Source organism: Pseudomonas sp. m6p, assembly GCF_055760375.1.
Genome location: NZ_CM147084.1, coordinates 5,433,804 through 5,456,719 on the forward strand (window position 1 = coordinate 5,433,804; position 22,916 = coordinate 5,456,719).

The 22,916-nt window shown below is 61.2% G+C and carries 22 protein-coding genes; 8 read left to right on the plus strand and 14 right to left on the minus strand.

Annotated elements, in window-relative coordinates:
- Nucleotides 1-32 precede the first annotated feature (32 nt).
- Both lgt and ACYZUM_RS24855 read right to left on the minus strand, forming a co-directional pair.
- On the minus strand, nucleotides 33-848 hold the full coding sequence (gene lgt / locus ACYZUM_RS24850) for a prolipoprotein diacylglyceryl transferase (protein WP_007965581.1): 816 nt from the start codon (nucleotides 846-848) through the stop codon (nucleotides 33-35).
- Between the two features lie 93 nt (nucleotides 849-941).
- Nucleotides 942-1,724 carry a sulfite exporter TauE/SafE family protein gene (locus tag ACYZUM_RS24855; RefSeq protein ID WP_047297179.1) on the minus strand — a complete coding sequence of 261 codons (783 nt, stop codon included), beginning with the start codon at nucleotides 1,722-1,724 and terminating at the stop codon, nucleotides 942-944.
- Nucleotides 1,725-1,854: 130 nt separating this feature from the next.
- Between ACYZUM_RS24855 and ACYZUM_RS24860 the strand changes: the two genes are divergently transcribed.
- A complete protein-coding gene (locus ACYZUM_RS24860) occupies nucleotides 1,855-2,601 on the plus strand; it encodes an NRDE family protein (protein ID WP_041072167.1) in 747 nt (248 codons plus the stop codon).
- Between the two features lie 159 nt (nucleotides 2,602-2,760).
- On the opposite strand, the gene ptsP is transcribed toward ACYZUM_RS24860, so the two are convergent.
- Both ptsP and ACYZUM_RS24870 read right to left on the minus strand, forming a co-directional pair.
- Nucleotides 2,761-5,040 carry a phosphoenolpyruvate--protein phosphotransferase gene (ptsP, locus tag ACYZUM_RS24865; protein ID WP_041072165.1) on the minus strand — a complete coding sequence of 760 codons (2,280 nt, stop codon included), beginning with the start codon at nucleotides 5,038-5,040 and terminating at the stop codon, nucleotides 2,761-2,763.
- A 22-nt stretch (nucleotides 5,041-5,062) separates the two neighbouring features.
- Nucleotides 5,063-5,542 (minus strand): RNA pyrophosphohydrolase, encoded by a 480-nt coding sequence (locus ACYZUM_RS24870; RefSeq protein ID WP_003229203.1) that lies wholly within the window; start codon nucleotides 5,540-5,542, stop codon nucleotides 5,063-5,065.
- 143 nt (nucleotides 5,543-5,685) lie between these two features.
- On the opposite strand from ACYZUM_RS24870, the gene ACYZUM_RS24875 reads away from it, so the two are divergent.
- Entirely contained in the window at nucleotides 5,686-6,342 is a 657-nt protein-coding gene (locus ACYZUM_RS24875; protein ID WP_041072163.1) for a histidinol-phosphatase, read from the plus strand.
- 119 nt (nucleotides 6,343-6,461) lie between these two features.
- Here ACYZUM_RS24875 and ACYZUM_RS24880 read toward each other — a convergent pair whose 3' ends face one another.
- Nucleotides 6,462-6,887 (minus strand): DUF2269 domain-containing protein, encoded by a 426-nt coding sequence (locus ACYZUM_RS24880; protein WP_041072161.1) that lies wholly within the window; start codon nucleotides 6,885-6,887, stop codon nucleotides 6,462-6,464.
- A gap of 39 nt (nucleotides 6,888-6,926) precedes the next feature.
- The gene (gene ilvA / locus ACYZUM_RS24885; RefSeq protein ID WP_041072159.1) at nucleotides 6,927-8,441 is read right to left on the minus strand and encodes a threonine ammonia-lyase, biosynthetic; all 1,515 of its coding nucleotides are present in this window, start codon (nucleotides 8,439-8,441) and stop codon (nucleotides 6,927-6,929) included.
- 309 nt (nucleotides 8,442-8,750) lie between these two features.
- Here ilvA and rpiA point away from each other — a divergent pair, with 309 nt between their 5' ends.
- Nucleotides 8,751-9,425: a ribose-5-phosphate isomerase RpiA gene (gene rpiA / locus ACYZUM_RS24890; protein ID WP_095137581.1), complete on the plus strand. Its 675-nt coding sequence runs from the start codon at nucleotides 8,751-8,753 to the stop codon at nucleotides 9,423-9,425.
- An 82-nt stretch (nucleotides 9,426-9,507) separates the two neighbouring features.
- Here rpiA and ACYZUM_RS24895 read toward each other — a convergent pair whose 3' ends face one another.
- The 4 genes from ACYZUM_RS24895 to ACYZUM_RS24910 all read right to left on the minus strand — a co-directional run bounded on the left by ACYZUM_RS24895 (nucleotide 9,508) and on the right by ACYZUM_RS24910 (nucleotide 13,858).
- The gene (locus ACYZUM_RS24895; protein ID WP_108184125.1) at nucleotides 9,508-10,425 is read right to left on the minus strand and encodes an SdiA-regulated domain-containing protein; all 918 of its coding nucleotides are present in this window, start codon (nucleotides 10,423-10,425) and stop codon (nucleotides 9,508-9,510) included.
- A 195-nt stretch (nucleotides 10,426-10,620) separates the two neighbouring features.
- Nucleotides 10,621-11,544 carry an SdiA-regulated domain-containing protein gene (locus ACYZUM_RS24900; protein WP_108184126.1) on the minus strand — a complete coding sequence of 308 codons (924 nt, stop codon included), beginning with the start codon at nucleotides 11,542-11,544 and terminating at the stop codon, nucleotides 10,621-10,623.
- Between the two features lie 214 nt (nucleotides 11,545-11,758).
- Entirely contained in the window at nucleotides 11,759-12,424 is a 666-nt protein-coding gene (locus ACYZUM_RS24905; protein ID WP_041072151.1) for a fumarylacetoacetate hydrolase family protein, read from the minus strand.
- A 39-nt stretch (nucleotides 12,425-12,463) separates the two neighbouring features.
- Nucleotides 12,464-13,858 carry an FAD-binding oxidoreductase gene (locus ACYZUM_RS24910; RefSeq protein WP_108184127.1) on the minus strand — a complete coding sequence of 465 codons (1,395 nt, stop codon included), beginning with the start codon at nucleotides 13,856-13,858 and terminating at the stop codon, nucleotides 12,464-12,466.
- Between the two features lie 204 nt (nucleotides 13,859-14,062).
- On the opposite strand from ACYZUM_RS24910, the gene serA reads away from it, so the two are divergent.
- The gene (gene serA, locus ACYZUM_RS24915; protein ID WP_003229219.1) at nucleotides 14,063-15,292 is read left to right on the plus strand and encodes a phosphoglycerate dehydrogenase; all 1,230 of its coding nucleotides are present in this window, start codon (nucleotides 14,063-14,065) and stop codon (nucleotides 15,290-15,292) included.
- A gap of 62 nt (nucleotides 15,293-15,354) precedes the next feature.
- Here the strand turns inward: serA and ACYZUM_RS24920 are convergent, their stop codons facing one another.
- Complete coding sequence (locus ACYZUM_RS24920; RefSeq protein WP_041072147.1) at nucleotides 15,355-15,780, minus strand: DUF4399 domain-containing protein; 426 nt, start codon at nucleotides 15,778-15,780, stop codon at nucleotides 15,355-15,357.
- A 135-nt stretch (nucleotides 15,781-15,915) separates the two neighbouring features.
- Between ACYZUM_RS24920 and ACYZUM_RS24925 the strand changes: the two genes are divergently transcribed.
- Nucleotides 15,916-16,479 (plus strand): transporter substrate-binding domain-containing protein, encoded by a 564-nt coding sequence (locus ACYZUM_RS24925; protein ID WP_041072145.1) that lies wholly within the window; start codon nucleotides 15,916-15,918, stop codon nucleotides 16,477-16,479.
- A gap of 101 nt (nucleotides 16,480-16,580) precedes the next feature.
- On the opposite strand, the gene ACYZUM_RS24930 is transcribed toward ACYZUM_RS24925, so the two are convergent.
- Together ACYZUM_RS24930 and ACYZUM_RS24935 are read right to left on the minus strand one after the other, a co-directional pair.
- Nucleotides 16,581-17,066, minus strand: a complete 486-nt coding sequence (locus ACYZUM_RS24930) for a 2-thiouracil desulfurase family protein (protein WP_108184128.1) — start codon at nucleotides 17,064-17,066, stop codon at nucleotides 16,581-16,583.
- A gap of 1 nt (nucleotide 17,067) precedes the next feature.
- Nucleotides 17,068-17,700, minus strand: coding sequence for a 2OG-Fe(II) oxygenase (locus ACYZUM_RS24935; protein WP_041072141.1), 633 nt, complete (start codon nucleotides 17,698-17,700; stop codon nucleotides 17,068-17,070).
- Nucleotides 17,701-17,808: 108 nt separating this feature from the next.
- On the opposite strand from ACYZUM_RS24935, the gene ACYZUM_RS24940 reads away from it, so the two are divergent.
- The gene (locus ACYZUM_RS24940) at nucleotides 17,809-18,561 is read left to right on the plus strand and encodes a DUF2059 domain-containing protein (RefSeq protein WP_108184129.1); all 753 of its coding nucleotides are present in this window, start codon (nucleotides 17,809-17,811) and stop codon (nucleotides 18,559-18,561) included.
- A 129-nt stretch (nucleotides 18,562-18,690) separates the two neighbouring features.
- Here ACYZUM_RS24940 and bipL read toward each other — a convergent pair whose 3' ends face one another.
- The gene (gene bipL / locus ACYZUM_RS24945; protein ID WP_108184130.1) at nucleotides 18,691-19,638 is read right to left on the minus strand and encodes a phospholipase BipL; all 948 of its coding nucleotides are present in this window, start codon (nucleotides 19,636-19,638) and stop codon (nucleotides 18,691-18,693) included.
- 99 nt (nucleotides 19,639-19,737) lie between these two features.
- On the opposite strand from bipL, the gene ACYZUM_RS24950 reads away from it, so the two are divergent.
- Entirely contained in the window at nucleotides 19,738-20,316 is a 579-nt protein-coding gene (locus ACYZUM_RS24950) for a DUF6436 domain-containing protein (protein ID WP_041072135.1), read from the plus strand.
- Between the two features lie 102 nt (nucleotides 20,317-20,418).
- Entirely contained in the window at nucleotides 20,419-22,830 is a 2,412-nt protein-coding gene (locus ACYZUM_RS24955) for a penicillin acylase family protein (RefSeq protein WP_108184131.1), read from the plus strand.
- The last annotated feature ends 86 nt before the right edge of the window (nucleotides 22,831-22,916 follow it).

The window sequence follows — 22,916 nt, forward strand, 5'->3', positions numbered from 1 at the left end:
GAGCCCCGGCGTCGCGCGCCGGGGTTCGTAGTTTAAGCGGTCGGCGCGAGCGGCGCTGCCGGCGCACGACGATAGGCCAGCCAGATCAGGAACAGCCCGCCGACAATCATCGGCACGCACAGCACTTGGCCCATGGTCAGCCAGTTCCAGGCCAGGTAGCCCAGTTGCGCGTCCGGTACGCGGACGAACTCGACGATGAAACGGAAGATGCCGTAGAACAGCGCAAACATGCCCGATACCGCCATGGTCGGACGCGGTTTACGCGAGAACAGCCACAGGATCAGGAACAGCGCGACGCCTTCGAGCGCGAACTGATACAGCTGCGACGGGTGACGCGGCAGCTGCGCCGGATCGCTGAACGGCGGGAAGATCATCGCCCACGGCACGTCGGTCGGCTTGCCCCACAGCTCGGCGTTGATGAAGTTACCGATACGCCCGGCGCCCAGACCGATCGGCACCATCGGCGCAACGAAGTCCATCAGCTGGAAGAAAGTCTTGCCGTTGCGTTTGCCGAACCACAGCGCGGCGAGCATCACCCCGATGAAACCGCCGTGGAACGACATGCCACCCTTCCACACTTCGAAAATCAGCGTCGGGTTGGCGATGTAGGCACTCAGGTCATAGAACAGCACGTAACCCAGACGTCCACCGACAATCACCCCCATCGACAGCCAGAACACCAGATCGGAGAGCTTCTCCTTGGTCCAGGTCGGGTCGAAACGGTTGAGCCGGCTCGACGCCAGCAGCCATGCGCCGCCGATGCCGACGAGGTACATCAGGCCGTACCAGTGGATTTTCAGCGGACCGATGGCCAGGGCCACCGGGTCGATCTGCGGGTAAGGCAGCATTGCGACTCCTCGTTAGAGTTGAAACCAAAATTCCCGGGCGACGCTGCCACCTCAGGATTAAGCCAGGATTGCGGCCTGCTCTGAACCAGAGGCTCAGAGCAGGAAATTCAGACCCACGCAGAACAGCAAAGCGGCGAACAGCCGTTTCAGCAAGCGCGGCGACAACTTGTGCGCCAGACGCGCGCCGAGACGGGCGAACACCATGCTGGTCAGGGCAATGCCCAGCAGCGCCGGCAAATAAACAAAACCGAGACTATGCGGCGGCAACAACGGATCATGCCAGCCCAGAATCATGAAACTTAAGGCACTGGCCAGCGCAATCGGCAGGCCACAAGCCGACGACGTCGCTACGGCTTGCTGCATCGGCACGCTGCGCCAGGTCAGGAACGGCACGGTCAGCGAGCCGCCGCCGATCCCGAAAATCGCCGAGGCCCAGCCAATCACACTGCCGGCCACGGTCAGACCGAGTTTGCCCGGCACCGTTCGACTGGCCTTGGGTTTGACCTCCAGCGCCAGTTGCACGGCAATCACCAAGGCGAACACGCCGATGATCTTCTGCAGGTTCGGCCCGGAAATCGCCTCGGCCGTCAGCGCCCCAAAACCGGCGCCGAGCAGAATGCCCACGGTCATCCACATGAAGATCGGCCAGCGCACCGCACCACGTCGATGGTGTTCACGCACGGCATTGACCGAAGTGAAGATGATGGTCGCCAGCGATGTCCCTACCGCCAGATGCGTGAGGATCGACTGATCGAATCCCTGCAAGGTAAAACTGAACACCAGCACCGGGACAATAATGATCCCGCCGCCCACCCCGAACAGCCCGGCCAGCACGCCCGCACAGGCGCCCAACGCCAGATAGAGCAGAAATTCCATGACCGTCTCCCAGACGCATCCCCAAAACCGGAGCGGCATGGTAACGGATGCATGCCCTCCGGCTCCACTTGCGATGGATGCACGGACGCCGACTGCGTAGAGTGAGCAAAAAACACACAAGGACCACCTTATGTGCCTGATCGTTTTCGCCTGGCGTCCGGGCCATGCCCAGCCGCTGATCGTCGCGGCCAACCGTGACGAGTTCTACGCCCGCCCGAGCCTGCCGCTGGCGCCATGGACCGACGCGCCGCACGTACATGCCGGGCGCGATCTTGAGGCGGGCGGCACCTGGCTGGGGATCGGCGCCAGCGGGCGCTTTGCCGCGCTGACCAATATCCGCGATCCACACCAGCCTCCGGCGCGTAAATCGAGGGGCGAGCTGGTGGCGCGGTTTCTCGCGGGCGATGCGTCGATTGATGATTATTTAAGCGATGTGGTCGCGCGCTCGCCGGAGTACGCCGGGTTCAACCTGCTGCTGGGCAATGCCCACGAGCTGTGGCACTTCAATGCGCGAACGTCCGAGCCGGTGATGCTCCAACCCGGGGTTTACGGGCTGTCGAATGCCGGGCTGGATACGCCGTGGCCGAAACTGCTCAAGGCCAAGGCTGCCCTGAGCGCGGTGCTGGACGATCCACAACCTGCGCGGTTGCTGGAGTTGCTGGGCGATGCGCAAACCGCACCGTTTGCCGAACTGCCGGACACCGGAGTCGGGCTGGCGACCGAATCACTGCTGTCGAGCGTGTTCATTGCCAGCCAGAGTTACGGGACGCGGGCGAGTACGGCGTTGATTGTGCAGGCGGACGGCACGCGGCGGATGATCGAGCGCAGTTTCGGGCCGTATGGCGGGCATTTGGGGGAGGTGGAGATCAATACCTGAAAGTGAGCAACCATTGTGGCGAGGGAGCTTGCTCCCGCTCGGGTGCGAAGCAGCCGCAACCCAGCCAATGCGATCTCTCAGAAGAATCTCATTGACCGAATTGGGAGCGCTCCGCACTCCAGCGGGAGCAAGCTCCCTCGCCACAGGGCCATCAGCCTTTTAAAGGGCCTTGTTGACCGCCGGCGGATTCATCTTCGACAAGCCGAGATTCTTCAGCGCCAGTTGCAGCGAGCTGTGGATAACCTGCGGATTGTCGATGGTCATCAGCTCGGCCAGCAGGTCCTTAGCCTTGCTCAGGTTGATTTGACGCAGCATCCACTTCACTTTCGGCAGGTTGGTGGCGTTCATCGACAGGCTGTCGAAGCCCATCGCCATCAACAGCACCGCCGCTGCCGGATCACCGGCCATTTCGCCGCAGATGCTCACCGGCTTGCCTTCGGCATGCGCGTCGCGCACCACAGTCTGCAGGGCTTGCAGCACCGCCGGGTGCAGGTAGTCGTAGAGATCGGCTACTCGCGGGTTGTTGCGGTCAACCGCCAGCAGGTACTGAGTCAGGTCGTTGGAGCCGACCGACAGGAAGTCCACCTGGCGCGCCAGTTCCCTGGTCTGATACACCGCCGCCGGAATCTCGATCATCACCCCGATCGGCGGCATCGGCACGTCGGTGCCTTCGTCGCGCACTTCGCCCCAGGCCCGGTGGATCAGGTGCAGGGCTTCTTCGAGTTCGTGGGTGCCGGAGATCATCGGCAGCAGGATCCGCAGGTTGTTCAGGCCTTCGCTGGCCTTGAGCATCGCACGGGTCTGCACCAGGAAGATTTCCGGGTGGTCGAGGGTCACGCGAATCCCGCGCCAGCCGAGGAACGGGTTGTCTTCCTTGATCGGGAAGTACGACAGCGATTTGTCACCGCCGATGTCCAGACTGCGCATGGTCACCGGTTGCGGATGAAACGCGGCGAGCTGCTCGCGATAGATCGCCAGTTGTTCCTTCTCGCTCGGGAAGCGCTGGTTGATCATGAACGGCACTTCGGTGCGGTACAGGCCGACACCCTCGGCGCCGCGCTTCTGCGCCCGCGCCACATCGGCCAGCAGACCGGTGTTGACCCACAACGGCATGCGGTGCCCGTCGAGGGTCACGCACGGCAGGTCACGCAGGGTATCGAGGCCCAGCGCCAGTTGTTTCTCTTCTTCGACCACCTCGGCGAACTGCTTGCGCAGCACGTCGCCAGGGTTGGTGTAGACCTCGCCGCGGGTGCCATCGACGATCACTTCGATACCGTCGACCTTGGCGTACGGCAGATCGACCAGGCCCATCACCGTCGGAATGCCCATGGCCCGGGCCAGGATCGCGACGTGGGAGTTGCCCGAACCGAGGACCGACACCAGACCGACCAGCGTGCCTTCCGGCACCTCGCCGAGCATCGCCGGCGTCAGTTCTTCGCTGACCAGAATGGTTTTTTCCGGGTAGACCAGGTTCTGCTGACGCTCTTCCTGCAGGTAAGCCAGCAGGCGCCGGCCGAGGTCTTTGACGTCCGACGCACGCTCGCGCAGGTAGGCGTCGTCCATCAGTTCGAAACGGTTGACGTGCTCAGTGACCACCTGGCGCAGCGCGCCCTGGGCCCACTGGCCGGTCTTGATCACGGTGGTGATTTCGCTGCCCAGCGAGGCATCGTCGAGCATCATCAGGTAGACGTCGAACAGCGCGCGCTCTTCCGGACGCAACTGGGTCGCCAGTTTGGCGGACAAGGCGCGCATGTCGGCGCGCACGCCTTCGATGGCGGTCTTGAACAGCGCCAGTTCGGCGTCGATGTCGGTGATGTGCTTGTCCGGCACCACGTCCAGATCCGCTGGCGGCAGCATCACCACCGCAGTACCGACGGCAGCACCCGGCGAACCCGGTACGCCGACGAACTTGGCTTCCTGAATACCCTTGCCCTGACGGCCCAGGCCACGGATCGAACCGGTGGCCTCGGCGTGGGCGATCACGCCGGCGAGCTGCGCGCTCATGGTCACGAGGAAGGCTTCTTCACCTTCATCGAACTGGCGGCGTTCTTTCTGCTGGATGACCAACACGCCGACGACGCGGCGGTGGTGAATGATCGGCGCCCCGAGGAAGGAGGCGTAGCGCTCCTCGCCGGTCTCGGCGAAGTAGCGGTAGCGCGGGTGATCCGCGGCGTTTTCGAGGTTCAGGGGTTCTTCACGCGTGCCGACCAGACCCACCAGACCTTCGTTGGGTGCCATGCTGACCTTGCCGATCGAGCGCTTGTTCAAGCCCTCGGTGGCCATCAGGACGAAGCGGTTGGTCTCGGGATCAAGCAGGTAGACCGAGCAGACCTGGCTGCCCATGGCCTCTTTGACGCGCAACACAATAATCCCCAACGCCGCCTTGAGATCCTTGGCGGAGTTAACTTCCTGGACGATCTTGCGCAGCGTATTGAGCATGGCTCGGGGTCGAACTCCGTCGTCAGTCGCGCGCTAAAAGGCGCGGGGCAAGCTCTTTGAGGGCGCGTCGATACACCTCGCGCTTGAATGTCACCACCTGGCCCAACGGATACCAATAACTGACCCAGCGCCAGCCATCGAACTCCGGTTTACCGGTCAAATCCATCCGCACCCGCTGCTCGTTGGAGATCAGGCGCAGGAGAAACCATTTCTGTTTCTGGCCGATGCACAGCGGTTGGCTGTGGGTACGCACCAGACGTTGCGGCAAACGATAGCGCAACCAGCCCCGGGTACAGGCCAGTATTTCAACATCTTCACGTTCCAGGCCAACTTCTTCGTTCAGCTCGCGGTACAAGGCGTCTTCCGGCGTCTCCTCGGGGTTGATTCCCCCTTGCGGAAACTGCCAGGCATCTTGATTGATACGGCGAGCCCATAGCACCTGGCCGGCGTCATTCGTCAGAATGATCCCGACATTGGGGCGGAAACCATCGGGGTCGATCACGGCAACAACCTCGCAAACGCATGTCGCCGCATTGTTCCACAAAGCTTGATAAGGCGGCAACGAAGGTTCCTACCTTATGTGCACTCTTGTGAAAAGACCGTATTCTTGTCGCCTTTTTACTGACTTTTCAGCGGGTAACTGCAATGCGCCTGGCTCTATTCGATTTGGACAACACCCTTCTGGGCGGCGACAGCGATCACGCTTGGGGCGACTATCTGTGCGAGCGCGGCTTCCTCGATCCGGTGGCGTACAAGCAGCGTAACGACGAGTTCTACCAGGATTACCTGGCCGGCCAGCTGGATAACGCCGCGTACCTGAACTTCTGCCTGGAAATCCTCGGTCGCACCGAAATGGCCGTGCTTGAGCAGTGGCATAACGATTACATGCGCGACTGCATTGAGCCGATCATGCTGCCCAAGGCGCTGGAGTTGCTGAAACAGCACCGTGACGCCGGTGACAAACTGGTGATCATCACCGCCACCAACCGCTTCGTCACCGCGCCGATTGCCGTGCGCCTGGGCGTTGAAACCCTGATCGCCACCGAGTGCGAGATGGTCGATGGCCGCTACACCGGGCGCAGCACCGACATTCCGTGCTTCCGCGAAGGCAAGGTGACGCGCCTGAATCGCTGGCTGGAGGAAACCGGGCATTCGCTGGATGACAGCTATTTCTACAGCGACTCGATGAATGACCTGCCGCTGCTGGAGCAGGTGGCGAACCCGGTGGCCGTGGATCCGGATCCGAATCTGCGGGCCGAGGCCGAGAAGCGCGGATGGCCAGTCATTAGTCTGCGCGGCTGATATAGCTATCGCTGGCAAGCCAGCTCCCACAGGTTTTTCAGGTGGTCACACCATTTGTGTTCGCTACAGATCCTGTGGGAGCTGGCTTGCCAGCGATTGAAGCAACGCGGTCTCAAGCCTTAAACAGGCTTGGCGCCCATCAACCCGGCAATCGCGATAAAGCAGACAACACTGAACAACGCCAAGGCAAAAGTGAACCTGCCAACCCCGCCAGGCGCCTTGCGCAAGCGATTCAACCGCACCAGCAACCAGAACCACGCCAGCGCCGCCACGGTATACAGCACGCTGGAGGCCAGCAGCCAGGTCTGCCCCAGCGGCCAGCCGACCAGATGCACCATGCCCCAGCCGGTGAACGGCATGCTCAACAACGCCAGGCCCATCAACAGCCAGATGAACACCCGTGGCCGTTGCAAGGTGCGGCTGCCCGCCGTTGCATCACCTTTGCGTTTTGCCAGAAAAACCCAGACTCCCAACCCCAGCGCACCGGCCAGCAACACTACAGTGGCGACCATGTGCGCGGCTTTCAGGGCAGTTAACGTTTCCATTGTTCGATTTCCTCAGGGCCTGCCCATCAGCGTAGCCGCTCAGCCAAGAAACAACTGATAGGCCGGGTTTTCGCTTTCATCCCAGTACGGATAACCGATTTCCTCAAGCGCCGCCGGCACCAGATGGCGCTCGTCATGCGGTACTTGCAGGCCCGCGACCACCCGGCCGTCAGCTGCGCCGTGGTTGCGGTAGTGGAACATCGAGATGTTCCAGCGCCCGCCGAGCTTGTTGAGGAAGTTGAACAGCGCGCCCGGACGTTCCGGGAATTCGAAGCGGAACACCACTTCGTCGATCACGTGCGCCGCATGGCCGCCCACCATGTGACGAATGTGCAACTTGGCCAGTTCGTTGTCGGTCAGGTCGAGTACCGGGAAACCCTGCTCGGTCAGGCTCGCCAGCAGCGCGCTGCGCGGGTCGTTTTCCGGGTGCGTCTGCACGCCGACGAAGATGTGTGCTTCGCTGCCGGTGTTGTAGCGATAGTTGAATTCGGTGATCTGGCGCTTGCCAATCGCTTCGCAGAAGGCTTTGAAACTGCCGGCCTTCTCAGGAATGGTCACGGCGATGATCGCCTCGCGACCCTCGCCCAGCTCGGCGCGCTCGGCGACGTGGCGCAGGCGGTCGAAATTGACGTTGGCTCCGGAGTCGATGGCGACGAAGGTCTGGCCACTGACGCCGCGCAGTTCGACGTACTTCTTGATCCCGGCCACGCCCAAGGCGCCGGCAGGTTCGGTGATCGAGCGGGTATCGTCGTAGATATCCTTGATTGCCGCGCAGATCTCGTCGGTGCTGACAGTTATTACTTCGTCGACGTAGTCTTTGCAGATGTCGAAGGTGTGCTGGCCGATCTGTGCCACCGCCACGCCGTCGGCGAAGATGCCCACGGTCGGCAGTACCACGCGCTCACCGGCGGCCATGGCCGCTTGCAGGCAGTTGGAGTCGTCCGGCTCGACGCCGATGACCTTGATGTCCGGACGCAGGTATTTCACGTACGCCGCGATACCGGCAATCAGACCGCCGCCGCCGACCGGCACGAAGATCGCGTCCAGCGGTTGCGGGTGCTGGCGCAGAATTTCCATCGCCACGGTGCCCTGCCCGGCAATGGTGTGCGGATCGTCGTACGGGTGGATGTAGACGTAGCCCTTTTCATCGACCAGTTTCAGCGAGTAGGCCAGCGCTTCCGGGAACGAATCGCCGTGCAGCACGACTTTGCCGCCGCGCGAGCGCACGCCTTCGACCTTGATCTCCGGAGTAGTCTTGGGCATGACGATGGTCGCTTTCACGCCCAGCACTTTCGCCGCCAGCGCCAGACCCTGCGCATGGTTGCCCGCCGACGCGGTGACCACGCCACGGGCACGTTCTTCGTCGGTCAGCTGGGTCAGCTTGTTGTACGCGCCGCGAATCTTGAACGAGAACACCGGCTGCAAGTCTTCACGCTTGAGCCAAATGTCATTGCCCAGCCGCTCGGAGAGCTGGCGAGCGTTCTGCAGCGGAGTTTCTACGGCAACGTCATAAACGCGCGAGGTGAGGATCTTTTTGACGTACTGTTCGAGCATCGGAAAGCATCACTGAGCGGTTGGGCAGGGCCAAGGAGTCTAACCCGGCTTTTGCCCGTGCGACCACACTGAACAGGGGGTTTTAGCCGGGGCGAACAGTTTGTGATGCAAACCTCATTGTGGTGAGGGGATTTATCTCCGATCGGCGGCTCAGCCGTCGTCAACCTGAGAGCGCAATATTTGCGAGGGGTGCTGGGAGCGCTTCGCCCTCCATCGGGGATAAATCCCCTCACCACAGGAGTTTTCGCCGGGCATGGGGGCTATAATGCCGGCCTTTCCGAACTCACCTTGCCCGCTTCCGGAGCCCGCATGACCCAGGATCAACTCAAACAGGCAGTGGCTCAGGCCGCCGTCGACTTCATCCTCCCGAAACTCGATGACAAGAGCATCGTCGGGGTCGGCACCGGCTCCACCGCCAACTGCTTCATCGATGCGCTGGCCCAGCACAAGGGCGCGTTCGATGGCGCGGTCGCCAGTTCCGAAGCCACTGCCGCACGCCTCAAGGGCCACGGCATTCCGGTGTATGAGCTGAACACTGTCAGCGACCTGGAGTTCTACGTCGACGGCGCCGACGAGAGCGACGCGCACCTGAACCTGATCAAGGGCGGCGGCGCGGCCCTGACCCGCGAGAAGATCGTCGCGGCCGTGGCCAAGACCTTCATCTGCATCGCCGACGCCAGCAAACTGGTGCCGGTGCTGGGCGAATTCCCTCTGCCGGTGGAAGTGATCCCGATGGCCCGCAGCCACGTCGCCCGCCAACTGGTGAAACTGGGCGGCGACCCGGTGTACCGCGAAGGCGTACTGACCGATAACGGCAACATCATCCTCGACGTGTACAACCTGCAGATCACCAACCCGGTGGAGCTGGAAGCGCAGATCAACGCGATCGTCGGCGTGGTCACCAACGGTCTGTTCGCGGCGCGCCCGGCGGATCTGCTGTTGCTGGGCACCAGCGAAGGTGTAAAAACGCTGAAGGCTGAGTAAGTCAGCCGCCCACCATTTATGGGCAGGCGAGTAAACCTGTGGGAGCTGGCAAGCCAGCTCCCACAGTGTTTTGCGGTGTGAGTTAAGGCTGTGCAGGTTTCCTGAAGACGTAAAACAGATTCGGCTCACTCACCAGATACAACGTTCCGTCATCATCCATCGCCATGCCTTCGGCTTGCGGCACGCTCTTGTGCAAACCCTGCCGGCCCTTGTTCAGCGACAAGGTGCTCAGCGGACGTCCATCAACATCCAGTTCAAGAATCAGCCCCGACTCGTCGGACAGCACCAACAAATGGCCGCTGCGCTCGTCGTATTGCAGGCTCGACAGATCGCGCACGAACATCCCGGCATCGCGCTTAGGGTTGTTGATCACGTGCACCGCGTAGGATTTTTCTGGATTGAAGTGCGGAAACCCGTGCACTTCATAAATCAGCATCGGGTCGCGCTCCTTGGCCACGAACAGGCGTTTGCCCACCGAGTCATACGCCAGGCCCTCGAAGCCCTTGTTGCCGCTCATGTGCACGCCAAGGGTCATCTGTTCGGCATCCGCCGCATCGAGGAAGGTCGTGTCCTGCTCAAGATGCACCTTGATCAGCCGTTGCTCTCGCTCGTCGGTGATCACATAGGTGTCGGCACTGATGAACTCCACCGCTTCGGCATCGCCAAAGCCGATCAGTGCGATGCGCCGCAGGATCTTGCCGTCGAGCGACAACTCGACCAATTCGGCGTGCTTATTGGTCACGGTGAACAGGCTTTTGCGCAGCGGATCGTAGGTCAGCGCCGACACATCGTCGTTCAGCCCGTCGATGACCCTGGCCTCCACCTCGACCCGGTACTGATCCAGACCGATGGCCTGGCTGCTTAACGGTTGCCACACACTGTGCAGGTTGAACCAGGCGCGCTCGAACAGGCGCAGGTATTGGCCGATCGCGATCAACGCGATCAGGGCAATCACTGACAGGATGGAAAACAGGGGCTTGGGACGGGCAAGTCGACGCATTCAGGCAGGCTCGGGATCAAAACAGGCGGATGAAATATCACGCCTGTCTGAACTGAAGCTTAATGGCCACTTGCCTCAGGCCACAAGACGCCCCTGTGTAGGAGCTGCCGCAGGCTGCGATCTTTTGATCTTGAAAAACAAAAGCAAAAGATCGCAGCCTGCGGCAGCTCCTACATGAGGATTAGTGAAAGGTGGTTATTTCTGCTTTTCGAAACGATAGAACAGGTTCGGCTCACTGACCATGTACAGCGTACCCGCGTCGTCCATGGTCACGCCTTCGGCGCGGGGAATGGTGCTCTTCAAACCGTTGAAGCCGCCCAGCAGGGTCATGAAGCTGACTTGCTCGCCCTTCTCGTCCAGCTCCAGCAACAGATGCGAATCAGCGGACAGCACCAGGGTGTGGCCGGTACGCGGGTCGATGGCCAGCGCCGAGAGGTTGCGGATATCCAGCTCATCATTGGCCAGCTTCTGCTTGTCACCCTTGAGGATCTGGCTGCCGTCGCTTTTCCAGGTGAACAGCGCTGGCGGCCGCTCTTCGCCCAGCAGCAACTGCTGGTTGCGCGGATCCCAGGTGATTGCCTCAAATGCCTTGTTCTGGTTTTTCGACGGACCGAGGTCGTATTTCGGGAAATCGGCGATATTCAGCTCGCGGGTGCTGGCATCGACCTTGACGATGGTCAGCAGATGCTCGCGCTCATCGACGATCGCCATCAGGCCGTTTTGCAACACGGTCACACCTTCCGGATTGCTCCAGCCCACCAGCGGCATCTTGCGCAGCACATCACCCTGCAGGGTCAGTTCGACCAAAAACGGGTTCTTGCCCATCACTGAAAACAGGGTTTTGGTCTGCGGGTTGTAGGACAGGTCAGAGGCCTCATCCTTTTCCATGCCCGGCAGCAATTTACCGTCGATGACCACGCGATAGTCCGGCAACCAGATGCTCGCTTTTTGCTCGGCCTGGCTTTCGAAACGCTCGCGCAACCAGAGCAGGCCACGGTCGTCCCAATGCATGGCAAACGCCAGGCCATACGCGGCGGCAAGCACCAGCAACAGCCAGACATACCAGCGCAGGGCAAAACGTGAACGACGGGAAGGTTTGAGCTGAGTTTGAGCTGACATCAGGGACGCGTTCCGAAAATTCAGGCTATGGGTAATAGCACAAAGAGGCCGGCTCAGACGCCAGAATGAGAGGAATTATCCGGACAGAATGTGAAAAAAACGGCAAATGACGGGATTGCCCCCTGCCTTATAAAGCCGGATCAAAAGATCGCAGCCTGCGGCAGCTCCTACAGAGACAGGTGTAGGAGCTGACGAAGGCTGCGATCTTTTGCCCTTAGCGCACGCTGCTGCTGAAGCGGCTCGCGCCAACCAGTTCCAGCACGATGTCGTCGCCGACATTCAGCGGGCCGACGCCCACTGGTGTGCCGGTGAGGATCACGTCGCCGGCCTGCAGCGAAAAGCAGCCGGCCATGTGCTGGATCATCGGCACGATCGGGTTGAGCATCGCGCTGCTGTTGCCGTCCTGACGCACTTCACCGTTGATGGTCAGGCGAATACCGATGTCGGTCAGGTCTGGGAACGTGCTGCCGACCACAAACGGCGCGATCACCGCCGCGCCGTCGAACGATTTGGCGATTTCCCATGGCAGGCCCTTGGACTTGAGCTCGGCCTGCTTGTCGCGCAGGGTCAAATCCAGCGCCGGGGCGAAACCGGAGATCGCATCCAGCACTTCTTCGCGGCTCGGTTTGGTCGACAGCGGCTTGCCGATCAACACGGCGATTTCCGCTTCGTAGTGCACCGAGCCGCGCTCGGTCGGAATGCTGAACCCACCTTCCAGCGGCACCACACAACTGCCCGGCTTGATGAACAGCAACGGCTCGGTAGGCACCGGGTTGTCCAGTTCCTTGGCGTGTTCGGCGTAATTACGGCCAATGCACACTACTTTCCCGATCGGGAAGTGAATGCGCGTGCCGTCGACGTACTGGTGCTGATAGCTCATTTACCGACTCCTGCCTTCATTGATTCAGGGGATTGCCAATCAAACCGCGAAGATCTTGCCCGGGTTCATGATGCCGTTCGGGTCGAACACCGCTTTGACCGCCTTCATGTACTCGATTTCGACCGGCGAACGGCTGTACGTCAAATAGTCGCGCTTGGTCATGCCCACGCCGTGTTCGGCGGAGATCGAACCGTTGTATTTCTCGACGGTTTCGAACACCCACTTGTTGACGGTCGCACACTTGGCGAAGAACTCGTCCTTGCTCAGGTTATCCGGCTTGAGGATGTTCAAGTGCAGGTTGCCGTCGCCAATGTGGCCGAACCAGACAATTTCGAAATCCGGGTAATGTTCACCGACGATCGCGTCGATTTCCTGCAGAAACGCCGGCACTTTCGACACGGTGACCGAGATGTCGTTCTTGTACGGCGTCCAGTGCGAGATGGTTTCGGAAATGTACTCGCGCAACTTCCACAGGTTGTGCAGCTGGGTTTCGCTCTGGCTCATCACGCCATCCAGCACCCAGCCCTGCTCGACGCAGTGTTCGAAGGTTTCCAGCGCGGTGTTGGCCACTTCTTCGCTGGTTGCCTCGAATTCCAGCAACGCATAGAACGGGCACTCGGTGTCGAACGGCGCCGGTACATCGCCACGGCCCAGCACTTTGGCCAGGGCCTTGTCGGAGAAGAATTCGAACGCGGTCAGGTCAAGCTTGCCCTGAAAGGCGTGCAGCACCGGCATGATCGAGTCGAAATCAGCGGTGCCGAGGACCATCGCCGTAAGGTTTTTCGGCGCGCGATCCAGACGCATGGTCGCTTCGACCACAAAACCCAAAGTGCCCTCGGCACCAATGAATAATTGGCGCAGGTCGTAACCGGTGGCGTTCTTGATCAGGTCTTTGTTCAGCTCCAGCACATCACCCTTGCCGGTGACCACTTTCAGGCCAGCGACCCAGTTACGGGTCATGCCGTAGCGAATCACCTTGATCCCGCCGGCATTGGTGCCGATGTTGCCGCCAATCTGACTGGAACCGGCCGACGCGAAGTCCACCGGGTAGTACAGGCCGTTTTCTTCGGCGACGTTTTGCAGGTGTTCGGTGACCACGCCCGGCTGGCACACGGCGGTGCGATCGGTGAGGTTCACGTCGAGAATCTGGTTCATGTAGTCGAACGACACCACCACTTCGCCATTGGCGGCGACGGCGGCGGCGGACAGCCCGGTGCGCCCGCCGGATGGCACCAGCGCCACTTTGTGGGTATTGGCCCAGCGGACGACGGCCTGCACCTGCTCGATGGTCTTGGGAAACACGATGGCGCCTGGCGCGGGCGCGAAGTGCTTGGTCCAATCCTTGCCGTACGCATTCAGGGAGTCGGCGTCGGTCAGGACCTTGCCAGGCTCGACCAGGGTCTTCAGTTCATCAATCAGGGCAGGATTGGTCATCGACAGAACTCTCGAACAATTCATGGTCATCCTGAAGACGCTTCACGTCGCAGGAATGAGTGTTTAGCGGGGTGGCTATGCTAGCATACCGACCCCGCAGGCCAGTGCCCAAGGCCAGTTCTGCGGTGACGGCTTTCTTGTCGTCCAGGTCAATGTCTGTTGACCATTTCCTGCCATTTTTCTCCGGGATACAGGTTTACGCAGATGAGCAAGACTTCTCTCGATAAGAGCAAGATCAAGTTCCTTCTTCTCGAAGGCGTCCACCAATCGGCTGTCGACGTCCTCAAGGCGGCGGGCTACACCAGCATCGAATACCTGACAGGCTCCTTGCCGGAAGCCGAGCTCAAGGAAAAGATCGCTGACGCTCACTTCATCGGCATTCGTTCGCGCACCCAACTGACCGAAGAGATCTTCGATCACGCGAAGAAGCTGGTCGCGGTCGGCTGTTTCTGCATCGGCACCAACCAGGTTGACCTGAGTGCTGCCCGCGAGCGCGGTATCGCCGTGTTCAACGCGCCGTACTCCAACACCCGCTCCGTCGCGGAACTGGTACTGGCCGAAGCGATCCTGCTGCTGCGCGGCATTCCGGAGAAAAACGCTTCCTGCCACCGTGGCGGCTGGATCAAGTCCGCAGCCAACTCCTTCGAGATCCGTGGCAAGAAACTCGGCATCGTCGGCTACGGCTCGATCGGTACGCAGCTGTCGGTTCTGGCTGAAGGCTTAGGGATGCAGGTCTTCTTCTACGACACCGTGACCAAGCTGCCGCTGGGCAACGCCACTCAGGTCGGTAACCTGCACGAGCTGCTGGGCATGTCCGACATCGTCACCCTGCACGTTCCGGAAACCGCTGCGACCCAGTGGATGATCGGCGAGAAGGAAATCCGCGCCATCAAGAAGGGCGGCATCCTGATCAACGCCGCGCGCGGTACCGTGGTCGAGCTGGACGCCCTGGCGGACGCGATCAAGGACAAGCACCTGATCGGCGCGGCCATCGACGTGTTCCCGGTAGAGCCACGCTCCAACGACGAAGAGTTCGAAAGCCCGCTGCGTGGCCTGGACAACGTGATCCTGACCCCGCACATCGGTGGCTCGACTGCCGAAGCCCAGGCCAATATCGGTCTGGAAGTGGCGGAGAAACTGGTCAAGTACAGCGACAACGGTACTTCGGTGTCGTCGGTGAACTTCCCGGAAGTGGCCCTGCCGGCTCACCCTGGCAAGCACCGTCTGCTGCACATCCACGAGAACATTCCGGGTGTGATGAGCGAGATCAACAAGGTCTTCGCCGAAAACGGCATCAACATCTCCGGTCAGTTCCTGCAGACCAACGAGAAAGTCGGTTACGTGGTGATCGACGTCGACGCCGAGTACTCGGAGCTGGCGCAAGAGAAGCTGCAACACGTCAACGGCACCATCCGTAGCCGCGTGCTGTTCTGATCGAACGCCGAGCAATGAAAAAGGGAGCCTTCGGGCTCCCTTTTTCATGCACCACCGGAAACTTATTTGACGTTGACGGTGATTTTCTTCGACACGATTGGCGGATCGAACGGCATGTGGCCGCTGTCGCCCAGTTCCAGCTGCAAGGTGTGCTTGCCCGGGGCCAGTTTGATCGTGGCCTCGGTCTGCGCCTTGCCGAAGTGCATGTGGTTGGCATCATTCGGAATCGGCGCGCCCGCCGCCGGCATTTGGTCGACGTCGATCAGCAGGTGATGGTGACCGGTGTTCTTGGTAACGTCACCGGCCGGTGCCAGCGCCACGTCCTTGACCCCGAACTTGACCTTGAACTCCTGAGAAACCGTGGCCCCGTCTTCGGGAGAAACGATGAACACTTCGGCACCTTTAGGCGCCGGGGTCGCTGCACTGGCCAGCACTGAAACACCCATCAACAGGCCAGCCAAGGCTGCTCGTGACATAAACGTTTTCATTCTCTTCTCCAGTTTTTCCGTAAAATCCGCGCGGTCATGACAACTTCACGACCATTCGTTGTCGAAGGCACTCGACAACCATAGCAAAGCGAGCCTGACTCAGAGCATCGCAATAATGATTTCAAAGGAGTGACCATGCGCCTTCTGCCTGGCCTGATCTGCCTGCTACCCCTTCTGAGCCCCTTGGCTCACGCCGAACTGATTGATGACGTCAACGACCGTGGCGAGTTGCGCATTGCCCTTGAGGCTAATACACCGCCCTTCAATTTCAAGGATGGCGACACACTCACGGGGTTCGAGGTCGAGCTTGGGCAACTGCTGGCCAACGAGCTGGATGTACGCGCCGACTTCATCGTCACCGACGAAGCCGACCTGCTCCAGGGCGTTGAAAGCGGCAAGTACGACGTCGCGCTCAACCACATAGCACTGACACCTGAACTCAAGGATCGTTTCGACTTCAGCGAGCCTTACGGCAAGGTCGACTCGCAGCTATGGGCGAAGAAAGATGAGCAGCCACGGCCAATGGTGCTGGTGCAGGCGCTGACCGAAGAGAAGCCGAAAGCGACCCCGGTGGAGCTGGCGATTCCGTTTCAGAAGGGTAATCCGGCATTTCACGCCAGCCTGGAAGGTGCGTTGCAGCGGATCAAGGCCGATGGGCGGTTGGCGGCGCTGTCCGCGAAGTGGTTCACCGAACCGTAGGAGCTGCCGCAGGCTGCGAGCTTTTGATCTTGATTTTGAAGATCAAGAGATCGCAGCCTCGTTTCACTCGACAGCTCCTACAGGGGGTTTGTGGTGGGCTTTTAGTCGAGGTGGGCCAGGGCCATGGCGGCCTGAGAAAGTTCGAGTTCACTGAAGACTTGAACCCCATGGCGTTTGAGCAGCGCAGCCGTCACGCCTTCTCCCGAAACCTTCACCCCACTGAACGTCCCGTCATAAGTCAGCAGATTCCCGCAGGAAGGGCTGTTGGCCTTGAGCACCGCCACACGGATGCCATGCTTTTGCACCAGTGCCAGCGCCTGCCGCGCGCCGTCGAGAAACTGCGCGCTGACGTCCTCGCCTTCGGTGGTGATCACCGCTGCCTTGCCATCGAGCACGTCGGTGCCCTGCCCGCCCGGGATTTCCGCCGCGGCACGCGGGGTCGGCAAACCACCGGCCACTTCCGGACACAGCGGCACTACACGGCCTTCGGCGATCCACTGTTCGAGCAAGTCGAACGGCCCGCTGGCCCCGCCGTCGTAACGCACGCGGTGGCCCAACAGGCAGCGGCTGACCAGAATCTTCTGCATCTCAGAACGGCTCGTTGCCACGACGGCGGAACCAGCCGGTCAGCGACAGGCGCTCGCGCTGCGCCGGCAACACTTCATGCGGTACTTCGCCAGAGAGGAACACCACCAGGCAGCCGCCGGTGGGTTGCACGTCATGCACCCGGTCTTCGCTCAGGTACATGCGCAACTGACCGCCGTCTTCCGGCAGCCAGGCGTCATTGAGGTAGACCACCGCCGAGACCATGCGCCGGTCATCGTCGCGAAAACGGTCGACGTGCTTGCGGTAGAACGCGCCCGGCGGATACAGGGCGAAGTGGCACTCGAAATCCTCAAGCCCGAGGAACAACCCGCGATTGAGCGCCTCGCGCAGACTCTCCATCAGATTCAGATAACGGTCGCTGGCCTCGGCCTGGCCCGGGTCGATCCACTGGATGTGGTCGCCACGAATGCCCTCGCGAATCTCCGAAAACGGCCCACGGCCTACCGCTGCCGGCGCCAGTTCGCCCTCGGCCTCACGTTTGCGGCACTCGGCCGCCAGCTCACGGGTCAAACCCGCGGGCAGGAAAATGTTCTGCTGCGACCAGCCATGCTCGGCCAAGTCGTCGACGATGCGTAACAGCAGCGGGTGTTCAGAGGATATTTGCATGGCGCGCATAGTATGCCGGCGGCAGGAAATCCGACAGAGCCACGCGGCGGCTTGATACGAATTCTCGACAAGTACCGGCACCGCACGGAGAATAGTCCGCTGCTGACAGGAGTCCCTATGCGCCGTTTGCTTTTTTCACTGTTGATGTTCTGCGTTTTGCCCGCCTGGGCGGACGGCCACGATCAACTGTACAAGATCGCCGGCTGGCCAGATCAACGTGCGCATTTCAACGATGCCCTGAGCGCCGCGCAGCAGCGCTACCAGAACAACCTGCCACCGGCGGTGTTCCAGGCCCTGGTCAATAACAGCAACCAGCGCTTCGCCCCCCAGGCCATGGATCAGCGTGCCGAAGCGCAGCTGCGCCAGCACCTTGCCGATCCACAACCGGCGCTGACCTTTTTTCAATCGCCGCTGGGCAAGAAAATCGTCGCCGCTGAATTGCTCGCCACCCGTAGCGATCAGCTGGCGAAGAACGCCAAAGGCTTGCCGAAGATGCAGGTCAGCGACAGCCGTCTGCTGGTCATCGGCCATCTGGCCCAAGCCCTGCCGGCGCGCGAGGCCGGCGCCGAAGTCAGTCTGGCGATTGCCGGCGTGGCGGCGGACAGCCTGAGTTCGATGATCCCCGGCCTGCTCGGCGGCGGTCAGGCGCAAGGCATGTTGAACGGTCAGCGCCAGCGCCTGATGGAGCAGATCGGCGCCGATTTGAACAACACGCTGCTCTACGTTTATCGCGATCTGTCGGACGACGAACTGGAGCAGTTCGCGACTTTTGCCGAATCCACTGAGGGCAAGGCGTATTACCAGGCGGCGCTGGCAGCGATCCGGGCGGGGTTGGCGGTGGGGCAAAGCTCTTCGAACCTTGGCCAGTAAGCTTTATCACCTTTCAGACCGCCATCGCTGGCAAGCCAGCTCCCACAAGGATTTTCATCTAATACAGAGTTTGTGAACGCCGGAAAACCTGTGGGAGCTGGCTTGTCAGCGATGAGGCCAGCAACTCCCCTAGAGATTCCGCCCCCTGATCCGCTTGTTCAGAAACTCGAAATACTCCTCGCGCATCTCCAGCGTCTCATTCGCCAGATGATGCCGCGCCTCTGGCAGCAACAGAATCTGCGGCCGGTCGAATTTCCACTTCAGCACCTGCAAGTTGTGCTGCCAGTCCACGGTCATGTCCGCCTGCCCCTGAATGATCAGCGGCCGTCGCGGACTTTTTTTCGCGTGTTCGACGCGGATGATCCAGCGCGACAGCGCACCGACCCACGCGGTCGGCAAGCGCTTTGGCTGCAACGGATCGGACTGCAGAAACGGCAGGAAATCCGGGTCGTTGGAGTTCTCGCTGAAGCGCCGGGCGATGCCTCGCACGAAAGGTCTGAGCAGGTAATAACTGAGCTGCGACCAGCCCCAGGCGCGCGGACGTACCAGCGGCGCCAACAGAATCAAATGGCCTTGCGCCGGGCTGCCCTCGCCATGATTGAGTACATGGTCGACGACGATCGCGCCGCCGGTGCTTTGCCCGCACAGGTGCCAGGGTTGCGGCAGGGCAATCGAACCGGCTTCGGCGAACAGCGCCTGCAAGGCGTCCTGATATTCAGAGAAATCACGGATGCTCGCCCGCGGCCCACTCGACAAACCATGCCCCGGCAAGTCGCAGGCAATAACAGCAAAATCCTGATCCAGTGCCCACTCGATGACATGCCGATACAGCCCGGTGTGATCGTAAAAACCGTGCAGCAGAAACAGCGTGCCCTTGACCTTCTCCGGCCACCAGCAATGGCTGACCAGCTCATACCCGTCCACTTCAAAGCGGCCCATGCCGCGCCAGACATCGCGCTCGGGGAAGTCGGTTTTATAAAACCGCTGATACGCTTTCGCCTCATCCGACAACGGCTGCCACTGGGCCAAAGGCTTGAGGCTGGCGCGTAAATGATCGGCATCGAAAGTGTCAGGCATGCGGGTATTCCAAAGCGGTAAACAGACTTTATCGGCCTGCGATATTCATCTGTTGCGGCAAGCATGGCAAGCTAGCCCCCCTTCGAGGATCGAAAAACCATGCGCTCGCCCTACCGCACCGCACTGTTTGCCAGCCTGCTCGCGCTTGTGTGTGCCGGGGTGCTGTGGGCGGCGTACGACTGGTTTCAGGGGCGTTATCTGCGTGCGTTCAGTCAGCACACCGCGGTGTTTTCCGGTGATTCGCTGCGTCTGCCGGATGAACTGGCCGGGCCCGGCAAAATCCGTCTCGTGCACTTCTGGGACCCGGCCTGCCCATGCAACGTCGGCAATCAACAGCACCTGACGGAAATGGTCGAACAGTTCGGCCCGCGCGGCGTGGAATTCTTCGCCGTGCAAAAAGCTGGCAGCCACGGCCAGTTGCCCGCGACCCTGAGCAATCTGAAAAACATCACGGTGTTGCCCGGTTCCGAGCAGGTACCGGCCAGCCCCGCCGTGGCGATCTGGGACCGCAGCGGCAAACTGGCGTACTTCGGCCCCTATAGCGAAGGCCTGACCTGCAACTCCAGCAACAGCTTTATTGAACCGATCCTCAACGCGCTGATGGATGATCGACCGGTCAACGCCACCCACACCCTGGCGGTCGGGTGTTACTGCCCTTGGCCGGTGGTGGTGCAGTAAGGCATTCCGGACTTTTCGAGGACAGCGATGCACGGCACGGAAGGTCTGTGCTAATTGTTTGCAGCCCGACGGGCGGCAATCCCGCATGCACAAGGAGTCACCATGAAACGCGTCTTCACCGTTCTTGCCTTGCTCATCGTTGTCCTGCTCGCCAGCGTCGGCGCCTACCTCTACAGCAAGCAACCGACGCGTCAGGGCCAGGTGGAGCTGCGCAACCTGCAGGGTTCGGTGACCGTGCGTTACGACGAACGCGGGGTGCCGCATATTCGTGCCGAGAACGAAACCGATCTGTATCGCGCCCTCGGCTACGTGCACGCTCAAGATCGACTGTTCCAGATGGAAGCCATGCGCCGCCTCGCGCGTGGCGAGTTGGCCGAAGTGCTAGGGCCGAAGCTGCTCGACACCGACAAACTGTTCCGCAGCCTGCGCATCCGCGAACGCGCCGCCCGTTATGTCGCCAGTCTCGATAAGCAGTCACCGGCGTGGAAGGCCCTGCAAGCTTATCTGGACGGCATCAACCAGTATCAGGACAGCCACGCTGCGCCGATCGAGTTCGACGTACTGGGCATCCCCAAGCGGCCGTTTACGGCAGAGGACAGCATCAGCGTCGCCGGTTACATGGCCTATAGCTTTGCCGCAGCGTTTCGCACCGAACCGCTGCTGACCTACGTGCGCGATCAACTCGGCGCCGATTACCTCAACGTCTTCGACCTCGACTGGCAGCCCAAAGGCGTGCTTGCCAAAGGTCACGCCAACAAGACGCCGGCCCTCGCCGCCAGCGACTGGCAAGACCTCAACGCCCTCGCCCGCCTCAGCGAGCAGGCGCTGATTGAAAACGGCCTGCCGCAATTCGAAGGCAGCAATGCCTGGGTGATTGCCGGCAGTCGCAGCCAGAGCGGCAAACCGCTGCTGGCCGGCGACCCGCACATTCGTTTCTCGGTGCCTTCGGTGTGGTACGAAGCACAACTGTCGGCGCCGGGGTTTGAGCTTTACGGCCATCATCAGGCGCTGGTGCCGTTCGCGTTCCTGGGGCACAACCTGGATTTCGGCTGGAGCCTGACCATGTTCCAGAACGACGATCTGGATCTGATCGCCGAGAAGGTCAACCCGGACAACCCGAATCAAGTCTGGTACCACGGCCAGTGGACCGATCTGCTCAGCTCCGAGCAGCAGATCGCGGTGAAGGGCCAGGCGCCGGTGACGCTGACCCTGCGCCAGTCGCCCCATGGCCCGATCGTCAACGACGCCCTCGGCACTGCCGCCGGCAAGACACCGATCGCCATGTGGTGGGCGTTTCTCGAAACACCGAACCCGATCCTCGAAGGCTTCTACCAGCTCAACCGCGCCGACACCCTGGCCAAGGCCCGCGCTGCGGCGGCGAAGGTGCAGGCGCCGGGGCTGAACATCGTTTACGCCAACGCCAAGGGTGACATCGCCTGGTGGGCTTCGGCGCTGTTGCCCAAACGCCCGGCCGGGGTCAAACCGGAGTTCATTCTCGACGGCAGCGGCAATCAGGCGGACAAGGATGGTTACTACCCGTTCAGCGCCAACCCGCAGGAGGAAAATCCGCCGCGCGGCTACATCGTCTCGGCCAACTTTCAGCCGCTGTCGCCGACCGGGATGGAGATTCCCGGTTACTACAACCTCGCTGATCGCGGCCAGCAGCTCAATCGCCAGCTCAGCGACAAGAGCCTGAAGTGGAGCAACGAGGCCAACCAGAAGCTGCAACTGGGCACCACCACCGGTTATGGCCCGCGTACCCTGGCGCCATTGCTGCCGGTGCTGCGTGAAGTGGTGAGCGATCCGGCGCAACTGAAACTGGTCGAGCAACTGGCGCAGTGGCCGGGCGACTATCCGCTGGATTCGGTGAGCGCCACCGTGTTCAACCAGTTCCTCTACGACCTCGCTGATGCGGCGATGCGCGATGAGTTGGGCAACGACTTCTTCGAAACGCTGCTCTCGACCCGGGTGATCGACGCCGCCCTGCCGCGCCTGGCGGCGAACGCCGATTCACCGTGGTGGGACAACCGCAACACGCCGAACAGGGAGACGCGCGCCGACATCGTCAAAGCAGCGTGGCAGGCGAGCATGGCGCACCTGAAACAGACCCTCGGCGACAACCCGTCCGACTGGCAATGGGGCACGGCACACACCCTGACCCATGGTCATCCGCTGGGGCAACAGAAGCCGCTGGACCGCATCGTCAATGTCGGGCCGTTCGCTGCGCCCGGCAGTCATGAAGTGCCGAATAATCTCTCGGCCAAACTCGGCCCGGCGCCATGGCCGGTGACTTACGGGCCTTCGACGCGGCGGCTGGTGGACTTCGCCGACCCGGCACACAGCCTGACCATCAACCCGGTCGGCCAGAGCGGTGTGCCGTTCGACAGCCACTATGACGATCAGGCTGAAGAGTACGTCGAGGGGATGTATGTGCAGGCGCATTTCAGCGAGGAAGAGGTGACGGCCAATACGCGCAGTACCTTGAAGCTGTTGCCAGCGCGGGCTGCGCAATAGATTTGTGCTGGCTGGTCTGGCCCCATCGCTGGCAAGCCAGCTCCCACAGTGTCTCTGGTGTTCTCATGATTTGTGAACGACACAAA